Origin of the sequence: Methylobacterium indicum (assembly GCF_001043895.1) — a bacterium.
Classification (GTDB): domain Bacteria; phylum Pseudomonadota; class Alphaproteobacteria; order Rhizobiales; family Beijerinckiaceae; genus Methylobacterium; species Methylobacterium indicum.
Window position 1 is genome coordinate 1 of record NZ_JTHF01000204.1, and the last position, 24,464, is coordinate 24,464.

Consider the following 24,464-nt stretch of genomic DNA (forward strand, 5'->3'; position numbering starts at 1 on the left):
ACGGGATGCGCCAGCCCCAGGCGGTCATCGCCTTGTCGTCGAGGCCGAGCGTCACCAGCACCACGACGAGCGAGGCCAGGAGCTGGCCGCCGATCAGCGTGACGTACTGGAACGAGCCGTAGAAGCCGCGCTTCCCCTTCAGCGCCACCTCGCTCATGTAGGTCGCCGAGGTACCGTACTCGCCGCCGACCGACAGGCCCTGCGCCATGCGGGCGAAGAGCAGCAGGATCGGCGCGAAGATGCCGATCTGGGCGTAGGTCGGCAGGATCGCGATGACGAGCGAGCCGGCGCACATCATCATGACCGAGATCAGCATCGAGGTCTTGCGGCCGTAGCGGTCGGCGACGCGGCCGAACAGCCAGCCGCCGATCGGCCGCATCAGGAAGCCGATGGCGAACACCGCCGCGGTGTTGATGAGCTGCACCGTCGGGTCGGCGCCGGGGAAGAACACGTCCTTGAAGTAGATTGCCGTGAAGGCGTAGGCGTAGAAATCGTACCACTCGACGAGGTTGCCCGACGACGAGCCGATGATGGCCTTGATGCGGGCCTTGTTGTCGTAGGCCGCGATGGTCGGGTTCGGCGAGGCGAGGCTGTCGGCGGCGGGCCGGCTCTGGGCGCTGGATGTCATCGCGGGTTCGGTCTCCTCCCGGAGGTGGGATTCTGGCGGCGCGACGGGGCCGCGGGCCCGCGCGTCGTGCAACGCACTAGGAGAATGCCGGGCCGGGGTACAGCCCCGCAGCGCACCTATCCGATGTTTTCGGCACCCCCGGGCCGGATGCCCCAAGGATAAAGCCGCTCGATGCGGTCGCCGCTCGATGTTGCGGCCCACGGATCATGGCGGAACGGAATTGCCGGAAACCGAGGGGAATCAGTCGGACAGTTTTTCGCAATGCAGCATGCTTGCGAAAACTCTCACGGCGCTCCGGCGCAGCTTGGACGGCCGGCCGTGCTCGCGGTGCCGGTCTCGCCGGCGACGCGCTCGGCATGGGCCGCCGCGGCGGCATCGAGATGCGGGGCCAGCTGCGCCTGCGGCGGCGGGATCTCGTCGCCGACCTGGACCCAGCGGGCACCGGTCCATTCCTGTATGGTGGCCGGGCGGTGGCCGCTGTGGTCGGCGCAGGTGAGGCGCAGGCGCCGGGCGAAGCCGACGAGGCCGAGCTCCTTCCAGCGCACCGGATCGAGGTCGATCGTCTCGAGGCCGCGGCGCATCTCGGTGCCGTCTATCCGCTTGCGGCCGGAGAGGCGTTGGGCGTTGCGGATGCCCTCGGCCAGGATCACTCCCGCATAGACGCCGCGGTTGTAGAGCGGGCCGGGCGTCTCCTCCTTGGGCGTCTGCGACAGGCCGGCATCGACCACCAGGAGGTCGATCTGGTCGAAGGCCGGGAAGCTGTCGCCCGGCGCGTGCCAGGTGACGACGCGCAGGCCCTTGGCGGTGAGGTCGCGGGCGCCGGGGGCGGGGCGCAGCAGGTCGTCCTCGCCGGTCCAGCCGACCGTGACGACCCGGTTGAGCGGCAAGCCCGCCGCCGCGGCATCCCGCAGCGGCGTGCCGCCGAGGCCCGCCGTGGCGTCGAGGATCACGTAGTCGGGGTCGGCCGCCCGGGCGGCGCGCCACGGGTCGGTGCCGCCCGCCTCGGGGCTGTCGGGCAGCGCGTAGGCGCGGAAGGCGAGGCCGGCCTCCGCGGCGAGCGCCCGCATCACCGCCACCGGCTCGCGCCCGGCCGGGCTGTCCCGGTGCAGGTAGGCGAGGCTGCGGCCCTGCGGGCTGTCCTCGCTGCCGTCCTGGGCGAGGTGGGCCAGCGCGACGGCGAGGCCGTCCCACACCGTGGCGGGCGGCGCGAAGGCCCAGGGAAGCACGTCGCCGCGGGCCATCACGGCCGGGCCGTAGCCCGCGGCGACGAGGGGCATCCGGTCGGCGGCCAGCCGCGGCAGCAGCGCCAGGGCCGCGTCGGCGCTCGCCGGCACGAGGGCGATGCTGCCCCGCGCGGTCGCGGCCTCGTAGCAGGACAGCGCCCGCGCCGGCTCGCCCCCGGTCTCGCATTCCTCGACCGCGAGGGGGATGCCGCCGACCCCGCCGTCGCGCCGGCCGAGCATCGTGAGGTAATCGAACAATCCGTTGGCGAGGGGCGTGCCCGCGGCGGCGGCCGGGCCGGTGCGTTCGGTCAGCACGGTCAGCGGCAGGCCCTCGGCCGCGACGGCCCGGCCCGGCAGGGCGGCCAGCACGGCGAGGAGGACGGCGATGGCGGCGGGGCGGGGCGGCATGGCCGGGTCCTGGAATCGGGGCGCGCCCGACCCTACGCCCGGGGCCGGCCCGGCGATAGACCACCTGCGGGTGGCCCGCCCGACGGATCCGTCAGGCGTCGAGCACGCGGCCGGCCGGGAACAGCAGCTCGACGAGGGTGCCCTCGCCCTTGCGGCTGGTGATCCGCAGGGTGGCGCGGTTGGCCTCGACCAGGGCCTTGGTGAGCGGCAGGCCCAACCCCGTGCCGCCGCCGCGGCGGGTCTGGGCGGTGGCGACCTGGCGGAAGGGCTGGAGCGCGACCTCGACCTCCTCGGGGCTCATGCCGATCCCGGTGTCGCGCACGCGGAGCGCCACGCCGCCCCGGTCGGTCGTCGCCGTCGAGACGATGACCTGGCCGCCCGCATCGGTGAACTTGACTGCGTTCGAGATCACGTTGAGCACCGCCTGGCGCAGGGAGCGCTGGTCGGCCAGCACCGCCGGCAGGCCGGCGGCGAAGCTCGTGCGCATCACCACCCGCTGCCGGGCGGCCTGGGGCTGCATCAGGGCGACGGACGCCGCCACGAGATCGTTGAGGGGAAGCCCCGCGAAGGCGAGATCGAGATGCCCGGCCTCGATCTTGGCGAGGTCGAGGAGGTCGTTGACGAGGCTGACGACGTGCTCGCCCGAGGCGCGGATGTCGCGCAGGTAGTCCCGGTAGCGCTCGCTGCCGACGGGGCCGAACTGTTCCTCCAGCATCACCTCGGCAAAGCCGATGATGGCGTTGAGCGGCGTGCGGACCTCGTGGCTGATCGTGGCCAGGAAATCGGATTTCTGGGCGCTGGCGCGCTCGGCCTCGCGCCGGGCCCGGACCAGCTCGGCCTCGGTGCGCCGGAACGCCGAGACGTCGCGCAGCACGGCGGCGACGCGGCGCTGCGTCCCAGTCGCCACCGGCGCCAGGGTGAGGAGGACGGGCAGCGGGCCGTCGGGCCCCCGCGCCATCACCTCCTCGCCGGTGGTCGCGGTCTGGCCCGCGCTCGCCCGCAGGAGGGCGGCCTGGGCCGCCGGCCGGCACTCGGGCGCGAACAGGCCGAGCAGCGGCTCGCCCGCGACCTCGCGGGACTCGACGGCGAGCAGGTCGCGCGCGCCCCGGTTCATCCCGACGATGCGACCCTCGTCGTCGAGCACCACCACGCCGTCGGTCACCGCATCGAGGATCGCGGTGGTCTCGCGCAGATGCGCGTCGCGGTGGGCGAGATGGGCCTCCGCCGCCGCGAGGGACTGGGCCGGGTCCAGGTCGGGCAGCCGCCGGATGGTGAGGACGCTGGCGGGTGCCCCGTCCCACTCGACCACCGCGACGGCGACGCCGACCGGCACGCTGCCGCCGGCCCGGGTCGCGAGGACGGTCGGGGCGCCCTCGCCGGTACCGGGCGCCGCCGCCGACGGGTCGCGGCCGCGAAAGATCGCGGACGGGCCGCCGGCCGCCGCCAGGGCTTCGAGGCTGTCGTAATCCGCCAGCGCCAGGAGGTGGCGGTTGGCGAGCAGCACCTCGTCGCCGCGATGGACCAGGAGTCCGACCGGCAGCCGCTCGACGAGGCGCGCCAGCGCCGCCTCGGTGCCGCGCTCGGGCAGGCGGGCGAGGGCCTGAGCGCCGCGGAACGGCGTCACCGCTCCCCGGCCCGACAGCCCTTGCGGCGCCGGTCCGGCGCCGAGGCTGCCCTGGTCGCCGCCGAACCGGGCGCCGAGCGCCCGGGCGATCTCGCGGAACGCCGCGTGTTCGTTGAGGGTGAGGGCGGCGGCATGCGGCGCCTCCTCGTCCTCCGACGATGCTTCGCCCGTCGCAGCCTGCTCCGTCGCAGCCTGCCCTGGCGCCTGGGCCGGGTCCTCTCCCGCGGACGTCTCGTGCGGGGGATTCTCTCCCGCAGGATGCAGGGGCTCGGTGCCGTCCCGGCCGGGCATCTCCGCCGTCGGTGGGTCCTCGACGGGCACGGCCGCGGTGGAAGGGCGCGCGGCGTCCTCGTCCGAAGTGGCCTGCGCCGCCACCGCGTCGGACGCGCTTTCCTCCGGGAGCGGTGCCTGCGCCGGGCCGGCCTGCGGCAGGGTCGCATCCCCGGCGATGTCCTGGACGGTGCCCGCCGCGGGAATCTCGAGCGTCGGCGCCTCCGGAAGAAGCGCGGCCGGAGGCGTCGCGTCCCCCGCGCCGGGCTCGACCGGCGCATCCGTCGTCTCGCCGGAGAGCGCGACCGGGGCGCCCGGCCCGGGCGAGGCGGGGGCGGTCACGGCTGCCGCGGTCGCCGGCCGGACGGACGGCTTGCTGGCAAAACCCCAGCTCATCCCGAGCTGCGCGAACGGCACCGCCATCAGGCCGGCGAATTCCGCCATCGTGGCGCCGGCGATCGAGGCGAGGTCGGGCGCCTCGCCAGTGGCGTCGGGCACGGGATCGGGGGCCGCGACCGGGCGGGGCCGGGCCGGGCCGGGGAGCGGCGCATCCGCGGCCGGCACGTGGCGGCCGACGGCGATCACCGCGGCGGCGCGCTCGCGCAGGCTCGGGCGCGGCGGCTTCGGCGCCGCCGGCTCGGGCCGGTCGGCCGCCGGCACGATCCGCTCGGGATGGATGACGCCGAAGCCGCTGAAGCCCGCGAAGCTGCGGCCGGCGCCGAGCCGCGGCGCGCCCGACAGGTCGACCGCCACCGCCTGCCGGGTTCCGTCGAGGCGCCAGCGCACCGGCACGGCCCGGAAGGTGCGCGGCTGTGCGAGCGCGTCGGCGAGATCCGCCTCGGCCTCGACCGGCCCGGCGAGGAGCGTCTCCCAGCTCTGGCCGACCGGGGAGGCGCCGACGGTGTCGGACAGGTGCCCGGTCGCCTCGATCACGACGCCGCGGGCGTCGCTGCGCCACAGGAAGCGCAGGCCCGGACCGGATGCGGGCCGCGGCTGCACCGGGGCGGCGTCGGCCGCGGGCGCCGGCAGATCCGATGCCGGAGCCTCGGGCGGGGGAGCGGGCGCCAGGACCGGCGCCGCGGCGACCTCCCGGATCGGAGCGTCAGGCGCGGCGGGCTCCTGCGTCGCCGCCCGGCGTCCGCGCCGCGCCGGCAGCGGATCGACGATCGCGACGGCGAGGCCGGTGGTCCCGTCGGGCAGGGCGGCCGGCAGGCAGGCGCAGAGCAGGGGCGGGGCGAGGCGGCCGGCGGCGAGGCGCAGGCGCGCGAGCCGCGGCTGCGCCGGGCCGTCGGGCCGGTTCGCCACCCCGCGCAATTGCCGTGCGAGGTCGAGGGCCGGATCGATCCGGCCCTCCGCGTCGGCGATCGTCTCGCGCAGGGAGGCCGCCGCCGGGGAGGCGTGGAGCACCCGCTCGGCGCCCGGATCGAGCAGCAGGAAGGCGCGATCGGGGCCGGCGATTCGCTGACCGAAGGCCGGATCGGCCCGCAGGGCCTCGATCGTCGTCTCGAAGAGCACGTCCCGACCCACTGCCTCTCCTTTGGCGCGCTGCGCCGCGCCGAACCCACGCGAGATCCGGACCGAAACCGTCTTCCGCTTTAACGCAACTGGCATCGTCCCGCACCGGCACGAAATGCGCAGTCGTTGCGTTATCGTGGCGTCAACCTTAACGAACCCCGGAAAGGTGGCGTTTCACCCAAAGCGTGCTATTGTGCAGTGCACAATACGTGCCGGATCCCAAGCGTGCTGCGGCAAGGTTCCAAGCGTGCCGCGTCAAGGGCCGCATCAGAAAACGAGGAGACGAACATGACCCAGACCCCGAACTACGAGATTCCGACCGAGATGCGGGACTTCGCGGAGAAGAGCGTCGAGCAGGCCCGGAAGGCGTTCGATTCGTTCATCGGCGCGGCCCGCAAGACCTCCGACACCCTCCAGGGCTCGGCCGAGATGGCGCGCAACAACGCGCAGGACGTCTCGAGCCGCGGCTTCTCCTTCGCCGAGCAGAACGTGAACGCCGCGTTCGACCTCGCCCAGAAGCTCGTCCGCTCGCGCGACGTCCAGGAGGCGATGCAGCACCAGGCCGAGTTCGTGCGCAGCCAGTTCGCCGCGATGCAGAACCAGGCCCGCGAGTTCGGCGGCATCGCCCAGAGCGCGATGCAGCAGAGCGCCGAGAACGCCAAGCAGGCGATGCAGCAGGGGGCCGAGCACGCCCGCTCGGCCATGCAGCAGAGCGCCGACCAGGCCCGGCAGGCGATGCAGAAGGGCGCCGATGCGGCCCGCAGCGCCACCGACCAGGCCACCAACGCCGCCAAGGACGCCGCGTCCTAAGGCAGGGCGCACGGGCCCGCTCCGGCGGGCCCCGGCACGTTCGGGCCGCGCTCCCCACGGGAGCGCGGCTTTTTTTATCAGGCGGAGGCCCCGATCAGGCCGGGGCGTAGCCGGGCTTCTTCAGGATCGTGTCGGCCTTGGCGACGATGTCCGGCTCGTAGACGGTCGCGGTCCAGGCGCTCGGCTCGACATCCTCGACGCCGACCGAGACCGAGCCCTCGGAACAGCCGGTGGCGGTGATGAGCGCCTTCGTGACCTCGTCGGCGATGCGCTGCTTCTGCTCGTCGCTGCGGCCGGCATAGAGCTTGACGATGATATGCGGCATGGAGCGTGGTCTCCTCGTTTAACGGGCGCCGTACTCGGCATCGGTGACCGGCTCGAGCCAGGTCACGGCACTGCCGTCGAGCTTCTCCTGGATGGCGACGTGGCTCATCCCGGTCGTCGCGCTCGCCCCGTGCCAGTGGCGCTCGCCGGGCTCGAACCACACCACGTCGCCGGGGCGGATCTCCTCGATCGCGCCGCCCTCGGTCTGGGCGAGGCCGAGGCCCGCGGTGACGATCAGCGTCTGGCCGAGGGGATGGGTGTGCCAGGCCGTGCGCGCCCCCGGCTCGAAGGTGACGTGGGCGCCGGCGACCCGGGCCGGCTCGCCCGGGCTCATCAGCGGGTCGATCCGCACCCGGCCGGTGAAGTACTCCGCGGATCCCGCCTGCGACGGACGGGACCCGCTCCGGTTGATCTCCATGTGCCCTCCTGGCGATGCTTCCCTGGCGTTCGGACCGGGATCTAGCGCGCTCCCGGCCCGCCCCGCCAGGGGAGGGGGATCAGCGCGCCGCGTCGCGGCCGACCCGGCTGTGGCGCCGGCCGTAGCCGAAATAGATCGCGAGACCGATCGCCAGCCAGACCACCAGGCGCAGCCAGGTCTCGCCGTCGAGGGAGAGCATCATCGCGAGGCAGACCAGGATGCCGGCCGCCGGCACGACAGGCACCAGCGGCACCCGGTAGCCGCGCGGCTCGTTCGGATGGGTGCGCCGCATGATGACGACGCCCGCGCACACGATGATGAAGGCGAGCAGCGTGCCGATGCTGGTCATGTGGCCGAGCGTGCTGATCGGGGTCAGGCCGCCGAGCAAGGCCGCGAACACCATGAAGAACAGGTTCGAGCGGTAGGGCGTGCGCCAGGTCGGGTGGATCGCCGCGAAGAACTTCGGCAGCAGCCGGTCGTTCGCCATGGCGTAGAACACCCGCGACTGGCCGTAGAGCAGCACCAGCATCACGGTGGTGAAGCCCGCGATGACGCCGAGGGTCACCAGGGTCTGGAGCCAGGGGAACGGGGTCTGCTTGATCGCGGTCGCGACCGGGGCCGCGTCGCCCTTCATCGAGGCGTAGGGGACGAGGCCGGTGAGCACCGCCGCGAAGGCGATGTAGAGCACGGTGCAGACCGCGAGCGAGCCGAGGATGCCGACCATCATCGTGCGCTGCGGGTTCTTCACCTCCTGCGCCGCCGTCGAGACCGCGTCGAAGCCGATATAGGCGAAGAACACCACGCCGGCCGCCCGCATGATGCCGCTCCAGCCGTACTCGCCGAAGGTGCCGGTGTTCTCGGGGATGAACGGCACGTAGTTCTGCGCCTTGACGTAGAACAGGCCGACGCCGACCACGGCGAGCACCACCGCGACCTTGACCACGACGATCACGCTGTTGACCCGGGTCGATTCGCGCACGCCCCGCATCAGCAGCAGCGAGATCAGGCACAGGATCAGCACCGCCGGCAGGTTGACGAGGCCGTGCACGCTCGATCCGTCGGCGAGCTGCACGGTCTCGAACGGCGAGTGCAGGAGCCGCGGCGGCAGCGTGATGCCCCAGTCCTGGAGCAGGGTCGCGACGTATTTCGACCAGCTGACCGAGACGGTTGCGGCGCCGACCGCGTATTCGAGGACGAGGTCCCAGCCGATGATCCAGGCGACGAACTCGCCCATCGTGGCGTAGGCGTAGGTGTAGGCGCTGCCCGAGACCGGGATCATGCTGGCGAGCTCGCTGTAGCACATGCCGGCGAGCGCGCAGCCGATGGCCGCGATGGCGAACGAGATCACCACCGCCGGGCCGGCATTCTCCGCCGCCGCGATGCCGGTGAGCGAGAAAAGCCCGGCGCCGATGATCGCCCCGATGCCGAGCCCGATCAGGCTGAGCGGCCCGATGGTCCGTTCCAGGGCGTGGCCGCTGCCCTCGGCGTCCTGCCGCAGCCGGTCGATGGGCTTCGTGCGCATCAGCCCCTCCGTCATGCTCTCCTGCGCCATCCGTGTCCTCCCGCTCGGGTTTTGTTCTCAACGCAGCGTCAGCGAGGAAGCTGCACTTGTCGAGATCGTGAAGAAGGCCGGGCGAACCGACGACGGGCCGCGCCGGGAATCGCAGTTCCGCGATCGTCTCGTCCGCGACGCATCGGCGGCTTGCCGACCCGGCCTCCACCTCCCTACTCTCGGGGGAACAGAGACAGGAGGAGCCCCCATGTGCCGGATCTTCGCCGAGCAGACGCCGGAGCGCTACGCCTACGAGACGCGCTCGCTGCGGATCGGCGGGCACTGCACGTCGCTTCGCCTCGAGACCGCGTTCTGGACCATCCTGGAGGAGATCGCCCGCCAGGAGGGTCTCAGCGTCGCCAAATTCGCCACCAAGTTGCACGACGAGGTGCTGGAGCGCCATGGCGAGGTGCGCAACTTCGCCTCCCTGCTGCGCTGCTCCTGCCTGATCTACCTGTCCCAGGGGCGCCCGGCCGCGGCGCCGGTGCTGATCGCCGCGGAGTAGGGCCTCACCCGGCATCCTCCAGGATCATCGCGGCGCCCTTCTCGGCCAGCATGATCGTCGGCGAGTTGGTGTTGCCGGACGTGATGCGCGGCATCGCCGAGGCGTCGGCGACCCTCAGAGACCGCACCCCGCGCACCCGCAGGCGCGCATCGAGCACGGCGCCGGCATCGTGGTCGGCCCCCATCCGGGCGGTGCCGACGGGATGGAAGATCGTGGTGCCGAGGTCGCCCGCCGCCTTCAGCAGGTCGGCGTCGCTGGCGATCGAGGGGCCGGGCAGGTGCTCCTCCGGCCGGTAGCGGGCGAGCGGCGCCTGGGCGACGATGCGGCGGGTCACCTTGAGCGAATCCACCGCCACCCGGCGGTCCTCCTCGGTCGAGAGGTAGTTGGGCCGGATCTCCGGGGGCGCCAGCGGGTCGGGGCTTGCCGCATGCACGCTGCCGCGGCTCGACGGACGCAGGTTGCAGACGCTCGCCGTGAACGCCCCGAACCGGTGCAGGCCCTCGCCCCACTTGTCGAGGGAGAGCGGCTGGAAGTGGTATTCGAGGTTCGCCGTGGCGTAGTCGGGCGAGGAGCGGGTGAACACCCCGACCTGGCTCGGCGCCATGGTGAGCGGCCCGGTGCGAAACAGCGCGTATTCGACGCCCATCCAGCCGCGCTTGATCAGGTTGGCGTATGTGAGGTTGAGGGTGGGCACCCCCGTCACCTTGTAGACCGGCCGGATCTGCAGGTGGTCCTGTAGGTTCTCGCCGACGCCGGGCGCGTGATGCGCGACCCCGACCCCGAGTCCCTGGAGCCGGGTCCCGTCGCCGATGCCCGACAGTTCGAGGAGCTTCGGGGTCGCGACGGCGCCAGCCGACAGCACCACCTCGCCGTTCGCCCGGGCGAGGTAGCGCCGCCCGCCGCGCTCGAACGCCACCCCGACGGCGCGGCCGTCCTCGATCACCACCCGCTCGACGTGGATGCCGGTCTCGAGCCGGAGGTTCGGGCGGTGCAGCGCGGGTTTCAGGAAGCCGCGGGCGGCGCTCCAGCGCCGGCCCCGGCGCTGGTTGACCTGGAAATAGGACGAGCCTTCGTTGTCGCCGGTGTTGAAGTCCGGGATCTTCGGGATGCCGGCGGCCTCCGCCGCGTCGCGGATCGCGTCGAGGATCGCCCAGCGGATCCGCGGCGGCTCGACCCGCCACTCGCCGCCGGAGCGGTGGAAGCTGTTGGGCGGCGCGATGTGGTCCTCGTGCTTGAGGAAGTAGGGCAGCACGTCGTCCCAGCCCCAGCCCTCCAGGCCGAGCTGGCGCCAGCCGTCGTAATCGGCGGCCTGGCCGCGCATGTAGATCATCGCGTTGATGGCCGAGGAGCCGCCGATGACCTTGCCGCGCGGATAGGCGAGGCGGCGCCCGTTCAGGCCGGCTTCGTCCTGGGTGGTGAACAGCCAGTCCGCCCGCTTGTTGCCGATGGCGAAGAGGTAGCCCGCCGGGATGTGGAACCAGATCCAGTTGTCGCGCCCGCCCGCCTCCAGCACCAGCACCCGCCGACGGGAATCGGCCGACAGCCGGTTGGCGAGCACGCAGCCCGCCGAGCCCGCCCCGACCACGATGTAGTCGTACGTGCCGAAATCCTCGAAACCACCGCCGGCCGTGGTGCCTGCCATCGTGCGTCCCGCCCTGATCTCTCGTTTTCTGGCGGCCGGTGTAGCGCATTCCCCTGGCGACGGCGCAAGAGGTTGCCGCTAAGCTCCCCGAAAAGCGGGGAGGGATCGATGCGGCGCAGCTTCGGAATCGTGGCGGGGCTCCTGACCGGGATCGCCGGCGGCCTGACGGCGGCCCCGGCACTCGCCGGCGACTGCGCGGCGCTGGCGAACCTCAAGGTCGAGGCGGTGAACCTCCATTCCGCCGCCGAGGTCCCGGCCTCCGGCGACCTGCCGGCCTATTGCCGGGTGCTCGGCACGGTGCGGCCGGCGACCAGCTTCGAGGTGCGGCTGCCGCTGCAGAACTGGAACGGCAAGTATTACGGCACGGGCTGCGGCGGCTTCTGCGGCACCCTCCTGTCGGACGCGCCCGGCTTCACCAACGCGATGAATTACGGCCTGCGCCGGGGTTACGCCGCCTCGACCATGGATGGCGGCCACTGGGGCACCGGCTCGGCGGACGGGCGCTGGGCCGCCGGCGACCTCGTCGCCCGGATGGATTGGGGCCAGCGCGCCGTGACCGAGACCGCCCGGGTCAGCAAGGTGCTGGTGCGGGCCTTCTACGACCGGCCGCAGCAAAAGTCCTACTTCGCCGGCTGCTCCACCGGCGGCCGCATGGCGGCGATGGAGGCCCTGAGATACCCCAAGGACTTCGACGGGATCATCAGCGGGGCGCCCGCCCTCGACTATACCGGTCTCGTCGCCACGAGCTTCGCCTGGGTGGCGAAGGCCAATACCGGCCCGGACGGCAAGCCGATCCTGACGACGCCGCGGGCCAGGCTCGTGACGGAGGCGGTCGCCGCCGCCTGCGGGGCGAAGGAGATGGGCGGTCTCGTCGCCGATCCGCGGCACTGCACTTTCAAGCCGTCCTCGCTCCGCTGCACCGGCGCCACCTCGGACACCTGCCTGACCGAGGCCGAGGTCGGGGTGCTGGAGAAGTGGTATGCCGGCCCGACCGACGCCTCCGGCCGCGCGCTCTATCCGGGCGGCATCCCGCTCGGCTCGGAGGCGCATTGGCCGCGCTGGCTCACGGGGCTGGGCAACGCACCGGCGATCCTGCCGCTCTTCGCCGCCGACTTCCTGCGCTACATGGCGTTCTGGCCCTCGCCCGGGCCGGGCTACCGGGTCACGGATTTCGATTTTTCCGCCGATCCGGCCCGGCTGGCACCGCAGGCGCAGGTCTACAACGCCGCCACCTACGACCCGGCGAGCGCGACGGCACGCCCGGCCGCCGGCCTCTCGGCGTTCCACGAGGCCGGCGGCAAGCTCCTGATCTATCACGGCTGGGGCGATTCCCTGGTCACGCCGTTCATGACCGTCGCCTTCTACGAGGCGCTCGCCAAGGGAACCGCCGGAAAGGCGGACGGTCTCGCGGCGGTCAAGGACACCGCGCGCCTGTTCATGGTGCCGGGCATGGACCATTGCGGCATCGGCACCGAGGGGCCGGGCATCGCCGATACCGGGATCGATCCCCTGACCGCGCTCGAGCGCTGGGTCGAGGCCGGCGAGGCGCCGCGCGAGCTCGTGGCGACGAAGCACGATGCCGGCGGGGCGATCGCGTGGTCGCTCCCGGTCTGCGCCTATCCGGAGGTCCCGCGCGCCGAAGGAGCGGGCCTCGTCTGCGCGGCGCCGTGATCGGCGCGGCGCCGTGACCGGTGCAGACCGTGACGGGCCGCTCGCTCGCGAGCGATTCGCTTGGCCAATCGGCTTAGGACGAGATCCTGCGCGAGCCGACGAGCTTCTTCAACAATCACATGTTAGACGTTGGCGATGGCCGCTTTCGTGGCATTGAGTGCCGCAGGAGTGGCGGACATGACGACCGACGACGCACGACCCCGGGTCCTCTCGATCACCAGCATCACCGCCGTCAGCACCATCGACGGCGGCGATACCCTGGCGGCCGAGGTGAGTGGGCCCGATGGCGGCACGGTGTTCCTGCTCATCCCCCTCGGCGCCGCCGGCGCCCTGATCACCCAGCTGACCGACGCCGCCGAACGGGGCGCGCAGGAGCGGCGCCTGCACAGCCGCGGCCGTCTGCCGACGGTGGAGGTCTAGCCTTTCCTCCGGCGAATGAGCGGGATCGTTCAAATGTGAACGATCGGCTGCACCGATCGTTTCGAGGGACCGGAGAGAACGGACCTCCGTCGTGGAGGTCCCGCGTTTGTCGTTCAGGAACAGGCTGCGATTCGAGCATCAGCTCGCCGCCCTGGTCGGGCTGCTCTGCCTCGCCCTCGTGGGGGCGACGGTGGGCGGAGCGATCTGGCTCGAGCGGCGCAGCGCCGTGCGGCTGGCCGAGGATCGCCTCGGTCGCCTGGCCGCCGGCATGGCCGAGAGCCTCGACGCCACCCTGCGCGAGCGCTTCCGCGAGATCCAGGTCGTCGCCGGCCTCGCGCCCTTGCGCGAGCGCTGGACCGCCGACCCCTCGGCGGCCCGCGGCGTCCTCGCCGCCATGCGGACGACGGCGCCGGACTATGCCTGGCTCGGCTTCGTGGCCGCGGACGGGCGCGTGCGGATCGGCACCGAAGGGATGCTGGAGGGGGATGCGCTGAACGGACGCGCCTGGTTCGAGGTCGGCCTGATCCGGCCCACTGTCGGCGACGTGCACGAGGCGGTGCTGCTGAACCGCCTGCTTCATCGCACCGGCGCGGAGCCCCTGCGCCTCGTCGACCTCGCGGCCCCGGTGCACGATGCGGCGGGCGCGGTCATCGGGGTGCTGGGCGGTCACCTGAGCTGGGACTGGGCGGGCCGGGTCCGCAATCGCCTCATCGAGACGGCCGCGCCCGGTACCGAGCTCTGGGTTCTCGACCGGCGCGGCCGCGTGCTCCTCGGACCCCATCTCGGGGCGGCACCGTTCGGCCCGGCCTTGACCGGCGGCATGGTTGAGCGCGGCAGCGGCACCTTCTCGGTCGATCTCGGCGGCGAGATGGTGCGGGCGGGTTTCGCCTCGGCGGCCAAGGGCGAGCGGACCGAGATCGCGGGCGGCGATCCCGCCCTCGGCTGGATCGTGGTGGCGACGCGCCCGCAAGTCCAGATCCTCGCGCCGGTGCAGCAATCGATCCGACCGCTCCTCGGCCTCGGCGCCGCCCTGGCCCTCGTCGGCGTCGCCCTGGCCTGGTGCCTCGGCCGCGGCATCGCCGCGCCGCTGCGCCAGATGACCGCCGCGGCCGACCGGATCGGCCGCGAGCCCGACGCGACGACGTTGCCGCATCTCGACCACGCCCGGGAATTTCGCGAGCTGTCGGCGTCCTTACGCGCGCTCCTGCAGCGGATCGGCACCGCCGAACGGCAGCTCAGCGACGCCACCGACCGCTCGACGCGCGTCGCAGCCTTCTACCGGCGCCAGATCGAGGCCCTGCGCCAGGTCGCCGGGACCGACATGCTGACCGGCCTTCTCAACCGCCGGGGCTTCGTCGTGCCGGCCGAGGAGGCCTTCGCCATCGGCCGCAGCGGCCGGGGCGCCGCGGTGCTCGTCATCGACATCGACCACTTCAAGCGCGTCAACGACGAGCACGGCCACGATGCCGGCGACGCGGTGATCCGCCATGTCGGCGCCCTGCTGGCGGAGGCGGTGCGCGGCTCCGACACCGTCGCGCGCTTCGGCGGCGAGGAATTCGTGGTCCTGCTCGTCGGCCTCGGTGCCGCCGAATCGGTGCTGATCGCCGAGCGCCTGTGCGCGGCCGTGCGCGAGACGACGATCACCCATCCGGGCGGCACCATCGGGGTCACGGTCAGCATCGGCGTCGCGATGGTCTCGGGCCTCGACCCCGACATCCACGCGGCGATCGCCCGCGCCGATGCGGCGCTCTACGACGCCAAGGCCCGCGGGCGCGACCGGGTCGGCGTCGCGGCAGGGCCCGACGGCGTGGGGCGAGCCGCGTGAGCAAAGCTCCGAGCGCCAGGTCGTGGCCTCTCCCGCAAGATCTAACGGTGACCGGAACCTGAGCGGGAATCGTCTCGTTGTTACTCCGTGTGAGTATCATGGAGCGATGGAGGCGACGATGATGAAAGGCGGATTGCTCTGGCTGATCGGCATTCCGATTCCGATCATCCTGATCCTGTTCTTCCTCGGCTACCTGCACTGACGAGGCCGGTTTCACCGGTTCGATCGTGCCGGCTTTCCCGCCTCCGTGTGCGGGAGGGGCGACCGGGAAGCGTGCGGGGGTGCCCCTGTTCCGAGAACCTGCTCGATCAGACAAGGGATCTTCAGACCCTCATCGTCGTTCCGGGCTCCGCTGCGCGGTTCCGGAACGACGCGGTGCTTATAAAAAATTTGCAAAACAACGATAGCAGTCAATCGGTCTCCAAGAGGCTGGTTGATTGCCAAATTCGAGACAAAACCCTCCATCGTCATCCCGAGTTCCGCTGCACGGCCCCAGGATGACGCAGGGAAGCGGCAATGTTGGCGCCAGATCGACGGGATGCATCGATCAAACAGGCTCTCCGGGCTATTCATTCGGTCGCATCATCCTCGTGCGCGGGATCTTCGATCCTCCGGCTCTCGTCCCGTGCAGGAGGCGCGCCATCTCCCATCCCGCCCTTGCGTCGAACGCCGCCGGCTTGGCAGACAGGTCCGCGGGCGGGAGCGCGAATGCGACGCCGCCGGCGACGGGAGGAGACCGACATGACGGACCGACACGTGACCAAGCCGCTCGCGGAAAAGATCGCCTGGGTGACGGGCGCGGGCAGCGGCATCGGCGAGGCGGCGGCCCTGGCCCTCGCAGGGGCGGGCGCCCGGGTGGTGCTCACCGGCCGCCGGGAGGAGCCGCTGCGGGCCCTCGCGGCACGGATCGTCGCCGAGGGCGGCGAAGCGGAGGTCGAGGTCGGCGACGTGACCGACGCGAGCCGGGTCGGCGCCATCGTCGGCAGCATCGAGCGGCGCTTCGGTCGCATCGACGTGCTGGTGAGCAATGCCGGCAGCAACGTGCGCGAGCGGCGCTGGGATGCCCTGTCGCCGGAGGGCGCGCAGGACGTGATCGCCGCCAACCTGTCGAGCGCCTTCTACGCCTCGCTCGCGGTGCTGCCGCTGATGCGCCGGCAGGGCGACGGCGTGCTGATCCACACCGCCTCCTGGGCCGGGCGCTTCGTCAGCCCGGTGAGCGGGCCCGCCTACACGGCGGCCAAGCACGCCGTGGTGGCGATGAGCCACAGCATCAACATGGAGGAATGCGTCAACGGCATCCGCTCGACGGTTCTGTGCCCGGCCGAGGTCGCGACCCCGATCCTCGACAAGCGCCCGGTACCGGTGACGCCCGAGGACCGCGCCCGCATGCTCCAGCCCGACGACATGGCGGCGCTGATCCTGTTCGTGGCGACGCGCCCGCGCCACGTCTGCCTCAACGAGGTGGTGATCAGCCCGACCTGGAACCGCGGCTACGTCCCGGATGCCCGGCTGGGCTCGCGCCTCGGCGCCTGACGGCCGGGCCTCACGCGGCTTTGCCGCGCGGGCCCCGGGTGACCGTCGCGCGGTCGCCCGGGGCCTGCGGGAGGTGATCCAGGTCAGGCACCCCGGCCGGCGGCGTCGGCCTGCTCGGCTTGCGCCTTCAGCTCGAGCTCGCTCCGGTGGAGCCGGCTGAGCAGCATGAGCATGCGGCCCGGCAGGGCCGTATCCTCGGCGGTGAGCGGCGCCGCGCGGCGCCAGGGGGCAGCATCCCGTCCGTAGGCATCCCGTGAGGGGACGAGCCGGGCGGGGGCTTGAGCGGTCTCGGCGGAAACTTCCGGCTCGACCTGCTCGCGGAGTCGGGTACGCATCGCACGATCCTTCGACGGCCGGCTTCTGGCGACCGGCGCCGCTATGAACGTCGACCCGCTGCCGCGGTTCCGTCGGAAGATGCGGATCTTCCGCAGGGGCAGGGCGGCTGTGTCGTCGACGCCACACCGGGCCGGGGCGGCCGGGGGTCCGGCTGCAGCGCCGTCATGCCGGAGGGGCGTGACGGGGCGGTGACGGCGGCCGGCGCGGATGCTATGGGCGCGGGCATGCTCGAAGGCCTGCCGCCCCACCGCCCGACCCACGTGCTCCGTCTCGATACGAGCGAGCGCGCGGCCCGCGCCATGACCGACCTGATCGGCGAGGTCTTCGACCCGACCGAGACGGCCGTCGCCGCCTTCGAGGCCGAGGACGGCAAGACCTGGCACCTCGAAGCCTATTTTTCCGAGGAGCCCGACGAGGAGGCGGTGCGCGAGCTGATCCGCCCGATCCTCGGCGACGCCGCCGACGAGGCGGTCTTCGCGGCGATCGACCAGCAGGACTGGGTCCGCGCCTCCCTGGAAGGGCTGAAGCCCGTGCGCGCCGGCCGCATCCTGGTCCACGGCTCGCATGACCGCGGCCGGGTGCAGCCCAACGACCTGCCCATCGAGATCGAGGCGGCGCTCGCCTTCGGCACCGGCCACCACGGCACCACGCTCGGCTGCCTCCTCGCCCTCGTCGACGAGGTGAAGCGCCGCCGGCCCCACCGCGTCCTCGACGTCGGCACCGGCACCGGCATCCTGGGGCTCGCCGCCGCGCGCCTGCTGCACACCCGCGTCATCGCCGGCGACCTCGACCCGGAGGCGGTGGCCACTGCCCGCACCAACGCCGCCTTCAACGGCATGGCCAACCTGATGGCGTTCTACGAGGCGCCGGGCCTGCGCCACCCGCTCGCCCGCGTCGCCCGCGGCTACGACCTCGTCTTCGCCAACATCCTGGCCCGGCCGCTGCGCGGCCTCGCCCCCAGCCTCGCCCGCGCGGTGGCGACGGACGGTACGCTGGTCCTCTCGGGCTTGATTCCCCGCGACGTGCCGGGCGTGCTCTCGGCCTACGCGGCGCAAGGCTTCCGCCTGCGCCGGCGCCGCCTGATCGAGGGCTGGGCCACCCTGGAGCTGCGCCGCGGCGGCGCGGCGCCCCGGCCGCGCTGAGGCCGGGCTGCCCGAGCCCGGATTCCGAACCTCTCGCTGACCCGACGACGGGAATCCCGCGGGCCGTTCAAGGAACAGGCCCACCCCTGATCGGTTGTCCGGGCATCGCCGCTTACCGGTAGGGGGTATATGTACCTGAGCCGGGGCGGCCCGTGCGCGGACCGCCAATCCCGGCCTCTCCGCGGCACGCGCCTCGGAGACCGATCAGCCATGAAGGCCCTCGTCTGGCACGGCACCGCGGATATCCGGTGCGACACCGTCCCCGATCCGACGATCGAGGACGGGCGCGACGCGATCATCAAGGTCACCGCCTGCGCCATCTGCGGCTCCGACCTGCACCTCTACGACCACTTCATGCCGGGCATGAAGTCGGGCGACATCATGGGCCACGAGACCATGGGCGAGGTGGTCGAGGTCGGGCGGGACAACAAGGCGCTCAAGGTCGGCGACCGGATCGTCGTGCCGTTCACGATCATCTGCGGCCAGTGCGACCAGTGCAAGCGCGGCAACTTCTCGGTCTGCGAGCGCACCAACCGCAACGCCAAGCTCGCCGAGGCCGCCTTCGGCCACACTACCGCGGGCCTGTTCGGCTACACCCACCTCACCGGCGGCTATGCCGGCGGCCAGGCCGAGTACCTGCGGGTGCCCTTCGCCGACGCGACCCACATCAAGGTGCCGGGCGGCATCCCGGACGAGAGGCTGCTGTTTCTCTCCGACATCTTCCCGACCGGCTGGCAGGCGGCGGTGCAGTGCGACATCCAGCCGGAGGACACGGTGGCGATCTGGGGCTGCGGCCCGGTCGGCCAGATGGCGATCCGCTCCGCGATCCTGCTCGGGGCCAAGCGCGTCATCGCCATCGACCGGGTGCCCGAGCGCCTGACCATGGCCCGGGCCGGCGGCGCCGAGACGATCGACCTCGATGCGGAATCGAACGTCGTCGCCAAGCTCAACGACATGACGAACGGCAAGGGGCCGGAGAAGTGCATCGATTCGGTCGGGATGGAGGCGCACGCCACCACCTCGCTCGACGCGATCTACGACCGCGCCAAGCAGGCGGTGATGCTGGAGAGCGACCGGCCGCACGTGCTGCGCCAGATGATCATGGCCTGCCGCCCGGCCGGCGTGCTGTCGATTCCCGGCGTCTATGGCGGCCTGATCGACAAGGTGCCGTTCGGCGCGGCGATGAACAAGGGCCTGACCTTCCGCATGGGCCAGACCCACGTCAATCGCTGGACCGACGACCTCCTGCGGCGGATCGAGGAGGGGCAGATCGACCCGTCCTTCGTCATCACCCACACGGTCGGCCTGGAGCAGGGGCCGGAGATGTACCGCACGTTCCGCGACAAGCAGGACGGCTGCATCAAGGTGGTGATCAAGCCGTGAGGACCCGGCCATGAGCATGAAGCGCACGGTGAACCCCCGCGCCCGCTCGGCGCACGACACCCTCGCCCGCGGCCTCGGCTGGTTCTCGATCGGCCTTGGCCTCGCCGAGATCCTGGCGCCCCGGGCCCTGTGCCGGGCGCTCGGGATGGAGGGCCGCGAGGCCCTGATCCAGGCCTACGGCGCCCGCGAGGTCGCCACCGGCGCGGCGATCCTGATGAGCCACGATCCGACGCCGTGGATCTGGGGACGGGTCGCAGGCGACGCCCTCGATCTCGCCACCCTGGCGACCGGTTTCGAGGACGACAATCCCCGCGCCGGCACCCTGGCGCTGGCCACCGCGGCGGTGGCCGGGGTGACGCTCGCCGACATCGTCTGCGTCCAGGGGCTGACGGCCGACAAGCGGCTGCCGCCGCCCGGGACCTACGAGTACCACCACCGCAGCGGCTTCCCCGGCGGCCTCTCCGCCGCGCGCGGCGCTGCCCGCGACTTCGCGGTCCCGCGGGACTTCCGCATCCCCGGCCCGCTGCGCCCCTGGCGCGACGGCCGCCCGGCGGACGCGTAACGAGAGAGGGCCGCCTCGCGGCGGCCCTCTCGCTCCGGTTCGAAGCCGGAGATCCCGTGATCTCTCAATTCCCCGTCGGCCGCTTGCCCATCGCGGCTGCGACCGACGGGAGGCGAGGGGCGACTACTCCTTGTCGCCGCGATGGATGCCCTTGTCGCGGTTCTCCTTCAGGCGGCCGTCATCCGAGTGCTGGACGGTGCCCTGGTTCGGCGCATCGGGATTCTTGTGGTTGTGGCGAGTGGTATCATCAGTATTGTGCGACTGAGACTGCTGCTTCTTATCCGCCATCTGCGTATCTCCACAGTCTATGCGGCGTACCGCCGTGAGTGTTTCGATAACATATGATCGGGGATCGGGTTCCTGATCGAATCGCGTGACTGCCGTGGGCGGCGCGCGACATTCCGTCGATGCCCGCGCGATGTCGCAGGGGACTGGACGGATCCTGACGAAGCGCGAGCGACGACGGCCCGAGGCGGTGCCGCCCTAAAGCCTGTCTCGCCTGCGCGATCCGGCAAGGCCGGTCCCCGCTCCCATCGCCGCGACCTCCCCCGATCGTCCGTTGACGCGCGGATTGGCTACGCCTATCAATTATAGCATTAGCTATAATAATGAGCTTTGGCGATGCGCTTTCCCCGTCCGTCGTTCGCACCCCGCGCCACCGGTGCCGTCTTGGCCTGTCTGGCGATCGGGCAGGGGGCCCCGCCCGCGCGGGCACAATCCCTGCCCACCGCCGCCGAGAACCTGACCCCCGGCGACCTCGACAGCGAGCACCTGTTCGGCTTCACCGAAGGCAGCGACCTCGGCGTACCGGGCGAGGCGGAACTCGAATGTGAGACGAGCGGACGGCTCGGCCGGCGCCTCGGCCGCTTCCTCGCCATCGACAGCGGGCTCGCCGTGAAGGTGCCGCTGACGGCGGATTTCCGCCTCGCCCCCGGGATCACCTTCAACGCCTACGATATCGGGACGCCCGGCACTCCGGTCCGGACCACCGGCGGGTTCAATGGCGGATTTCTCGAGACCCGCCTGCGCCTCCTGGACCGGCGCACCGCGCCGTTCGGCCTGACGCTCGGCATCGTGCCCGCCTACGGCACCGTCGATGGCGGAACGGGCGCACCGGCCCGCAGCTTCGGCACCGATGTCGGCCTGCTCGCCGACCGGGAGCTGATCCCCGGCACGCTGGTCGCGGCGGTCAATCTGGGCTTCGCGGTCTCCTCGACGCGACCCGCCGTCCCGGGCGGGCAGGCCCTCGCATCGGGGTTCGAGGCCGCCGGGGCCTTGTCCTATCAGGTCCGGCCCGGCCTCTTCGCCGGTGCCGAGATGCGCCACGCCCGGACCTACGACGGCCCGGCGCTCGACCGGCTCGTCGGCGAGGCGATCTATCTCGGGCCCACGCTGTATATGACCCTCTCGCCGCGGGCCTGGGCCTCGGTCGCCTGGAACGTTCAGGTCGCCGGGCGGGCGGTGGACGAGCCGGGGGCCCTCGACCTGTCGAGCTTCGACCGGCACCAGATGCGCCTGCGCGTCGGCTACAGCTTCTGACGGCGGAGGGGGCCGCGCCCACGTTTTTTTTCAGGCCCGCATGTCCCGCGACAAGGTTTCGATTGCCTGCGCAAAAAATCTCTCCTAGCGTCATCGCATGAGCCCGACCTGCCCGACCCTGGCCGTCCGAGGCCGACGCCGCGTCCGACGCGGTCGGCGGGACGGGGGCGTGTAGCTCCTCGCCAGCTCGAGCGGCCCTTTGCCGCTCGCTGGCACCCATACCGGATCGCGTCCTCCCGAGCCTCGCGGCCGTGGACGCGGCGGGGCCTCACCTGTGCCCCGTGCGGTGGAGCCCGATCGTCGGGGCCGGGGCCAAGCCAAGGCGTAACCTCTGTGACGACCATCGACCCTCCGACCGTCTGGGCCGTGCCCGAGCCGTTCCGCACGATCTACACCCATGCCCGCGCGGTACCGGCGGGCCGCACGCTCTTCGTCTCCGGTCAGTTCGGGGTCGCACCGGACGGCCGGATGCACGAGGATTTCGCGGGACAGCTCGATCAGGCGATGACCAACGTCGAGGCGCTGCTGGCGGCTGCCGGACTGGGGCTGCCGGACGTCGCCAAGGCGACATTCTTCCTGACGCAGAGCGGTGATCTGCCGGCCCTCGGGCAGGCCCGCCGGGCGCGCTGGGCGTCCGAGACGCCCGCCGCCGTCACGGTCGTCGTGGTCGCGGGCCTGGCGCGCCCGGATGCCCTGGTCGAGATCGAGGTGACGGCGATCGAGGCGGCGGAGTGGGCGATCGGCACCCTGCGTCCCGCCACGAAGGCGGACGTGCCGCGGATCACCGCGCTGGTGCGGGAGGCCTATGCCCGGTGGGTGCCCGTCATCGGCCGCGAGCCGGTGCCGATGACGGCGGATTACGAACGGGCGGTCCGCCTGCATCGCGTCGACCTCCTGGAACGGGACGGCGCGCTCCTGGCACTGATCGAGACGATCCCGCGGGCCGATCATCTCTGGATCGAGAACCTGGCGGTCGATCCGGCTCAGCAGGGCCGGGGGCTCGGGCGCTGGATGCTGCAGCGGGCCGAGGAGATCGCCCGGGCCCTCGGGCACCCGGCCATCAGGCTCGCGACGAATCAGGCGTTTGGCCGCAACGTCGACTTCTACCGGCGGGCGGGCTTCGTGATCGAGCGCGAGGAGCCGTTCCGGGGCGGCGTCGGGGTGTATCTCGCCAAAACGCTCTGACCGAGACGCTTTGACCAACACGCTCTGACGGGCGGAGACGCCGGGCCCGATCCCGGCCGGGGAGGGGCGGCGCCTACCCCACCCCCGTCGGCCCGTCGAGTGTCAGCCGCACGCGCCGCGCCAGCTCCATCCGGCGATAGGGCTTGTTCAGGATCTCGAACTCGCTGCCGCCGGCATCGGTCCGCTCGATCGAGGCCTCGGCGTAGCCTGTGGTGAGCAGCACCCGGATCCGCGGCTGGCGCTCGCGGGCGGCGCGGGCGAGGAGCACGCCGTTCATGCCCCCGGGCATGATCAGGTCGGAGAACAGGAGATCGACCTTGTCGCTCTCGTCGAGGAGGTCGAGGGCCTGCCGGGCGTCGTGAGCGACGAGCACCGTGTAGCCGAAATCCTCCAGGATCACCCTGGCGGTGTCGGCGACGTCCGGCCGGTCGTCGACGACCAGGATCGTCTCGGTGCCGGTGCGGTCGGCGGCCCGCGGCGCCGGGCGGCGCTCGGCGGCGACGACCTGGTCGGTGGCGGGGAAGAGCAGCCGCACGGTGGTGCCGCGGCCGACCTCGGAGGTGATCCGCACCGTGCCGCCGGACTGCTTGGCGAAGCCGTACACCATGGCGAGGCCCAACCCCGTGCCGCGGCCCTCCTCCTTGGTGGTGAAGAACGGCTCCATCACCCGGGCCAGGATCTCCGCCGGCATGCCGAGGCCGGTATCCTGCACCTGCACCACCGCGTAGGGGCCCGGCCGCACCATCAGCAGCAGGCCCATCTCGTCGTCGATGGTCAGGTTCTCGGTCTTGATCGTCACGGTGCCGCCGCCCGGCATCGCGTCGCGGGCGTTGAGCAGCACGTTGAGCAGCGCGACCTCGGCCTGCGTCGGGTCGATGCGGCAGTTCCAGAGCTCGGGCGAGAGGTCGGTGCGCATGACGACGTGATCGCCGAGCGTGCGCCCGGTGATCTCGTTCATGCCGCGCACGAGGTTGTTGAGGTTGAGCGCCCGCCCGTCGAGGCGCTGCTTGCGGGCGAAGGCGAGGAGCTGGTGGGTGAGGCGGGCCGCACGGTCGGTCGCGGCGCGGATCGCCGCCCCGGCGCCGAGCAGCCGGTTCACGTCGATCGTCGGATGCTCGGCGAGCGCCAGCACCACGTCGGTGTAGCCGCTGATCACCTGGAGCAGGTTGTTGAAGTCGTGCGCGATGCCGCCGGTGAGCTGGCCCAGCGCCTCCATCTTCTGGGCCTGGTGCAGCGCCAGCTCGGCGTCGCGCCGGCGCGACACGTCGAGCTGCGAGCCGAAGAAATAGACCAGCTCGCCCTTCTTGTCGTAGACCGGCGAGATGAACAGCGCGTTCCAGAAGGTCGAGCCGTCCTTGCGGTAGTTCAGGATCTCGGTGGCGAGTTCCTTGCGCTCGGCGATGGCGCGGCGCACCTCCGCCACCGTCTCGCGGTCGGTCTCCGGACCCTGCAGGAAGCGGCAATTGGTGCCGACCAGCTCGTCCGGCGTGTAACCGGTCATGCGCAGGAAGGCCTGGTTGGCGAAGACGATCGGGTTGTCCGGCTGGTGCGGGTCGGTCACGATCATCGGCATCCGCGTCGTCTCGACGGCGGCGAAGAAGATGTCCGAATGCGTGTCGGTGACGGCCCGCGGCCCGCGCGAGGTGACGGCGGGCCCGAGGCCGCCGAGATCCGGCTTCTCCGATATGTCCACCACCCGAGGCCTCCTCGTCGCCGGCTGAGCCACGCGACACGCGGTCAGGCCTCCATCACCGCCGAACAGATAGGCGTCGGGGCAGGATATCAACCGGCCCCAAAGGATAGTGCACGACTTCCCGGAGCGCGTCTTTGTCGCGGCATCTTCGTGGAACGATCCGGATCGAGTCGGCGACGGTGGACGGCGCGGCTCTCACCTTCGGCGGATACCGACCAGCAAGGCGGCTCACCTGTGCCGCCGTCGGCGATGCCCG

General features: G+C 72.1%; 21 protein-coding genes. 11 read left to right on the plus strand and 10 right to left on the minus strand.

Annotation, left to right across the window (positions count from 1 at the left end; genetic code table 11):
• From QR78_RS22680 to QR78_RS22690, 3 genes are all read right to left on the minus strand, one after another.
• Window positions 1–628: MFS transporter (locus tag QR78_RS22680; protein ID WP_048429851.1), on the minus strand; the 628-nt coding region annotated here is incomplete at its 3' end.
• A 284-nt stretch (window positions 629–912) separates the two neighbouring features.
• Entirely contained in the window at window positions 913–2,259 is a 1,347-nt protein-coding gene (locus QR78_RS22685; RefSeq protein ID WP_048429852.1) for an ABC transporter substrate-binding protein, read from the minus strand.
• Window positions 2,260–2,350: 91 nt separating this feature from the next.
• On the minus strand, window positions 2,351–5,680 hold the full coding sequence (locus QR78_RS22690; RefSeq protein ID WP_048429853.1) for an ATP-binding protein: 3,330 nt from the start codon (window positions 5,678–5,680) through the stop codon (window positions 2,351–2,353).
• Window positions 5,681–5,956: 276 nt separating this feature from the next.
• On the opposite strand from QR78_RS22690, the gene QR78_RS22695 reads away from it, so the two are divergent.
• Entirely contained in the window at window positions 5,957–6,478 is a 522-nt protein-coding gene (locus tag QR78_RS22695; RefSeq protein WP_048429854.1) for a phasin, read from the plus strand.
• A 94-nt stretch (window positions 6,479–6,572) separates the two neighbouring features.
• Here QR78_RS22695 and QR78_RS22700 read toward each other — a convergent pair whose 3' ends face one another.
• The 3 genes from QR78_RS22700 to QR78_RS22710 all read right to left on the minus strand — a co-directional run bounded on the left by QR78_RS22700 (window position 6,573) and on the right by QR78_RS22710 (window position 8,772).
• Window positions 6,573–6,803 (minus strand): tautomerase family protein, encoded by a 231-nt coding sequence (locus QR78_RS22700; protein ID WP_048429855.1) that lies wholly within the window; start codon window positions 6,801–6,803, stop codon window positions 6,573–6,575.
• 18 nt (window positions 6,804–6,821) lie between these two features.
• Window positions 6,822–7,220 carry a (R)-mandelonitrile lyase gene (locus QR78_RS22705; RefSeq protein ID WP_048429856.1) on the minus strand — a complete coding sequence of 133 codons (399 nt, stop codon included), beginning with the start codon at window positions 7,218–7,220 and terminating at the stop codon, window positions 6,822–6,824.
• A 79-nt stretch (window positions 7,221–7,299) separates the two neighbouring features.
• Window positions 7,300–8,772: an amino acid permease gene (locus tag QR78_RS22710; protein ID WP_048429857.1), complete on the minus strand. Its 1,473-nt coding sequence runs from the start codon at window positions 8,770–8,772 to the stop codon at window positions 7,300–7,302.
• Between the two features lie 208 nt (window positions 8,773–8,980).
• Between QR78_RS22710 and QR78_RS22715 the strand changes: the two genes are divergently transcribed.
• A complete protein-coding gene (locus tag QR78_RS22715) occupies window positions 8,981–9,277 on the plus strand; it encodes a ribbon-helix-helix domain-containing protein (RefSeq protein WP_048429858.1) in 297 nt (98 codons plus the stop codon).
• A 4-nt stretch (window positions 9,278–9,281) separates the two neighbouring features.
• On the opposite strand, the gene QR78_RS22720 is transcribed toward QR78_RS22715, so the two are convergent.
• Entirely contained in the window at window positions 9,282–10,919 is a 1,638-nt protein-coding gene (locus QR78_RS22720; protein WP_048429859.1) for a GMC family oxidoreductase, read from the minus strand.
• A 108-nt stretch (window positions 10,920–11,027) separates the two neighbouring features.
• Between QR78_RS22720 and QR78_RS22725 the strand changes: the two genes are divergently transcribed.
• From QR78_RS22725 to QR78_RS22740, 4 genes are all read left to right on the plus strand, one after another.
• Complete coding sequence (locus QR78_RS22725) at window positions 11,028–12,590, plus strand: tannase/feruloyl esterase family alpha/beta hydrolase (RefSeq protein WP_053221049.1); 1,563 nt, start codon at window positions 11,028–11,030, stop codon at window positions 12,588–12,590.
• A 177-nt stretch (window positions 12,591–12,767) separates the two neighbouring features.
• Complete coding sequence (locus QR78_RS22730; RefSeq protein ID WP_048429860.1) at window positions 12,768–13,010, plus strand: hypothetical protein; 243 nt, start codon at window positions 12,768–12,770, stop codon at window positions 13,008–13,010.
• A 106-nt stretch (window positions 13,011–13,116) separates the two neighbouring features.
• Window positions 13,117–14,835 (plus strand): sensor domain-containing diguanylate cyclase, encoded by a 1,719-nt coding sequence (locus QR78_RS22735; RefSeq protein ID WP_053221050.1) that lies wholly within the window; start codon window positions 13,117–13,119, stop codon window positions 14,833–14,835.
• Between the two features lie 756 nt (window positions 14,836–15,591).
• The gene (locus QR78_RS22740; RefSeq protein ID WP_048429898.1) at window positions 15,592–16,368 is read left to right on the plus strand and encodes an SDR family oxidoreductase; all 777 of its coding nucleotides are present in this window, start codon (window positions 15,592–15,594) and stop codon (window positions 16,366–16,368) included.
• Between the two features lie 83 nt (window positions 16,369–16,451).
• On the opposite strand, the gene QR78_RS22745 is transcribed toward QR78_RS22740, so the two are convergent.
• Complete coding sequence (locus QR78_RS22745) at window positions 16,452–16,703, minus strand: hypothetical protein (RefSeq protein ID WP_048429862.1); 252 nt, start codon at window positions 16,701–16,703, stop codon at window positions 16,452–16,454.
• Between the two features lie 225 nt (window positions 16,704–16,928).
• Here QR78_RS22745 and QR78_RS22750 point away from each other — a divergent pair, with 225 nt between their 5' ends.
• From QR78_RS22750 to QR78_RS22760, 3 genes are all read left to right on the plus strand, one after another.
• A complete protein-coding gene (locus QR78_RS22750) occupies window positions 16,929–17,846 on the plus strand; it encodes a 50S ribosomal protein L11 methyltransferase (protein ID WP_048429899.1) in 918 nt (305 codons plus the stop codon).
• 210 nt (window positions 17,847–18,056) lie between these two features.
• Complete coding sequence (locus QR78_RS22755; protein WP_048429863.1) at window positions 18,057–19,229, plus strand: zinc-dependent alcohol dehydrogenase; 1,173 nt, start codon at window positions 18,057–18,059, stop codon at window positions 19,227–19,229.
• A 10-nt stretch (window positions 19,230–19,239) separates the two neighbouring features.
• Entirely contained in the window at window positions 19,240–19,791 is a 552-nt protein-coding gene (locus tag QR78_RS22760; protein ID WP_048429864.1) for a hypothetical protein, read from the plus strand.
• A gap of 123 nt (window positions 19,792–19,914) precedes the next feature.
• Here the strand turns inward: QR78_RS22760 and QR78_RS35075 are convergent, their stop codons facing one another.
• Window positions 19,915–20,079, minus strand: coding sequence for a hypothetical protein (locus QR78_RS35075; protein WP_158004068.1), 165 nt, complete (start codon window positions 20,077–20,079; stop codon window positions 19,915–19,917).
• A 333-nt stretch (window positions 20,080–20,412) separates the two neighbouring features.
• Here QR78_RS35075 and QR78_RS22765 point away from each other — a divergent pair, with 333 nt between their 5' ends.
• Window positions 20,413–21,330, plus strand: coding sequence for a hypothetical protein (locus QR78_RS22765; protein WP_048429865.1), 918 nt, complete (start codon window positions 20,413–20,415; stop codon window positions 21,328–21,330).
• A gap of 333 nt (window positions 21,331–21,663) precedes the next feature.
• Window positions 21,664–22,515 (plus strand): GNAT family N-acetyltransferase, encoded by an 852-nt coding sequence (locus QR78_RS33120; protein WP_082171809.1) that lies wholly within the window; start codon window positions 21,664–21,666, stop codon window positions 22,513–22,515.
• Window positions 22,516–22,588: 73 nt separating this feature from the next.
• On the opposite strand, the gene QR78_RS22775 is transcribed toward QR78_RS33120, so the two are convergent.
• Window positions 22,589–24,211: a hybrid sensor histidine kinase/response regulator gene (locus tag QR78_RS22775; RefSeq protein WP_082171810.1), complete on the minus strand. Its 1,623-nt coding sequence runs from the start codon at window positions 24,209–24,211 to the stop codon at window positions 22,589–22,591.
• Between the last annotated feature and the right edge of the window lie 253 nt (window positions 24,212–24,464).

What these genes read in the sequence shown, in the direction of transcription:
- QR78_RS22715 (WP_048429858.1), top strand. Translation starts at nt 8,981, where the DNA reads ATGTGCCGGATCTTCGCCGAGCAGACGCCGGAGCGCTACGCCTACGAG.
- QR78_RS22760 (WP_048429864.1), top strand. Translation starts at nt 19,240, where the DNA reads ATGAGCATGAAGCGCACGGTGAACCCCCGCGCCCGCTCGGCGCACGAC.
- QR78_RS22685 (WP_048429852.1), bottom strand. Translation starts at nt 2,259, where the DNA reads ATGCCGCCCCGCCCCGCCGCCATCGCCGTCCTCCTCGCCGTGCTGGCC.
- QR78_RS22695 (WP_048429854.1), top strand. Translation starts at nt 5,957, where the DNA reads ATGACCCAGACCCCGAACTACGAGATTCCGACCGAGATGCGGGACTTC.
- QR78_RS22730 (WP_048429860.1), top strand. Translation starts at nt 12,768, where the DNA reads ATGACGACCGACGACGCACGACCCCGGGTCCTCTCGATCACCAGCATC.
- QR78_RS22745 (WP_048429862.1), bottom strand. Translation starts at nt 16,703, where the DNA reads ATGCGTACCCGACTCCGCGAGCAGGTCGAGCCGGAAGTTTCCGCCGAG.
- QR78_RS22765 (WP_048429865.1), top strand. Translation starts at nt 20,413, where the DNA reads ATGCGCTTTCCCCGTCCGTCGTTCGCACCCCGCGCCACCGGTGCCGTC.
- QR78_RS22710 (WP_048429857.1), bottom strand. Translation starts at nt 8,772, where the DNA reads ATGGCGCAGGAGAGCATGACGGAGGGGCTGATGCGCACGAAGCCCATC.
- QR78_RS22755 (WP_048429863.1), top strand. Translation starts at nt 18,057, where the DNA reads ATGAAGGCCCTCGTCTGGCACGGCACCGCGGATATCCGGTGCGACACC.
- QR78_RS22705 (WP_048429856.1), bottom strand. Translation starts at nt 7,220, where the DNA reads ATGGAGATCAACCGGAGCGGGTCCCGTCCGTCGCAGGCGGGATCCGCG.
- QR78_RS22700 (WP_048429855.1), bottom strand. Translation starts at nt 6,803, where the DNA reads ATGCCGCATATCATCGTCAAGCTCTATGCCGGCCGCAGCGACGAGCAG.
- QR78_RS22750 (WP_048429899.1), top strand. Translation starts at nt 16,929, where the DNA reads ATGCTCGAAGGCCTGCCGCCCCACCGCCCGACCCACGTGCTCCGTCTC.
- QR78_RS35075 (WP_158004068.1), bottom strand. Translation starts at nt 20,079, where the DNA reads ATGGCGGATAAGAAGCAGCAGTCTCAGTCGCACAATACTGATGATACC.
- QR78_RS22725 (WP_053221049.1), top strand. Translation starts at nt 11,028, where the DNA reads ATGCGGCGCAGCTTCGGAATCGTGGCGGGGCTCCTGACCGGGATCGCC.
- QR78_RS22720 (WP_048429859.1), bottom strand. Translation starts at nt 10,919, where the DNA reads ATGGCAGGCACCACGGCCGGCGGTGGTTTCGAGGATTTCGGCACGTAC.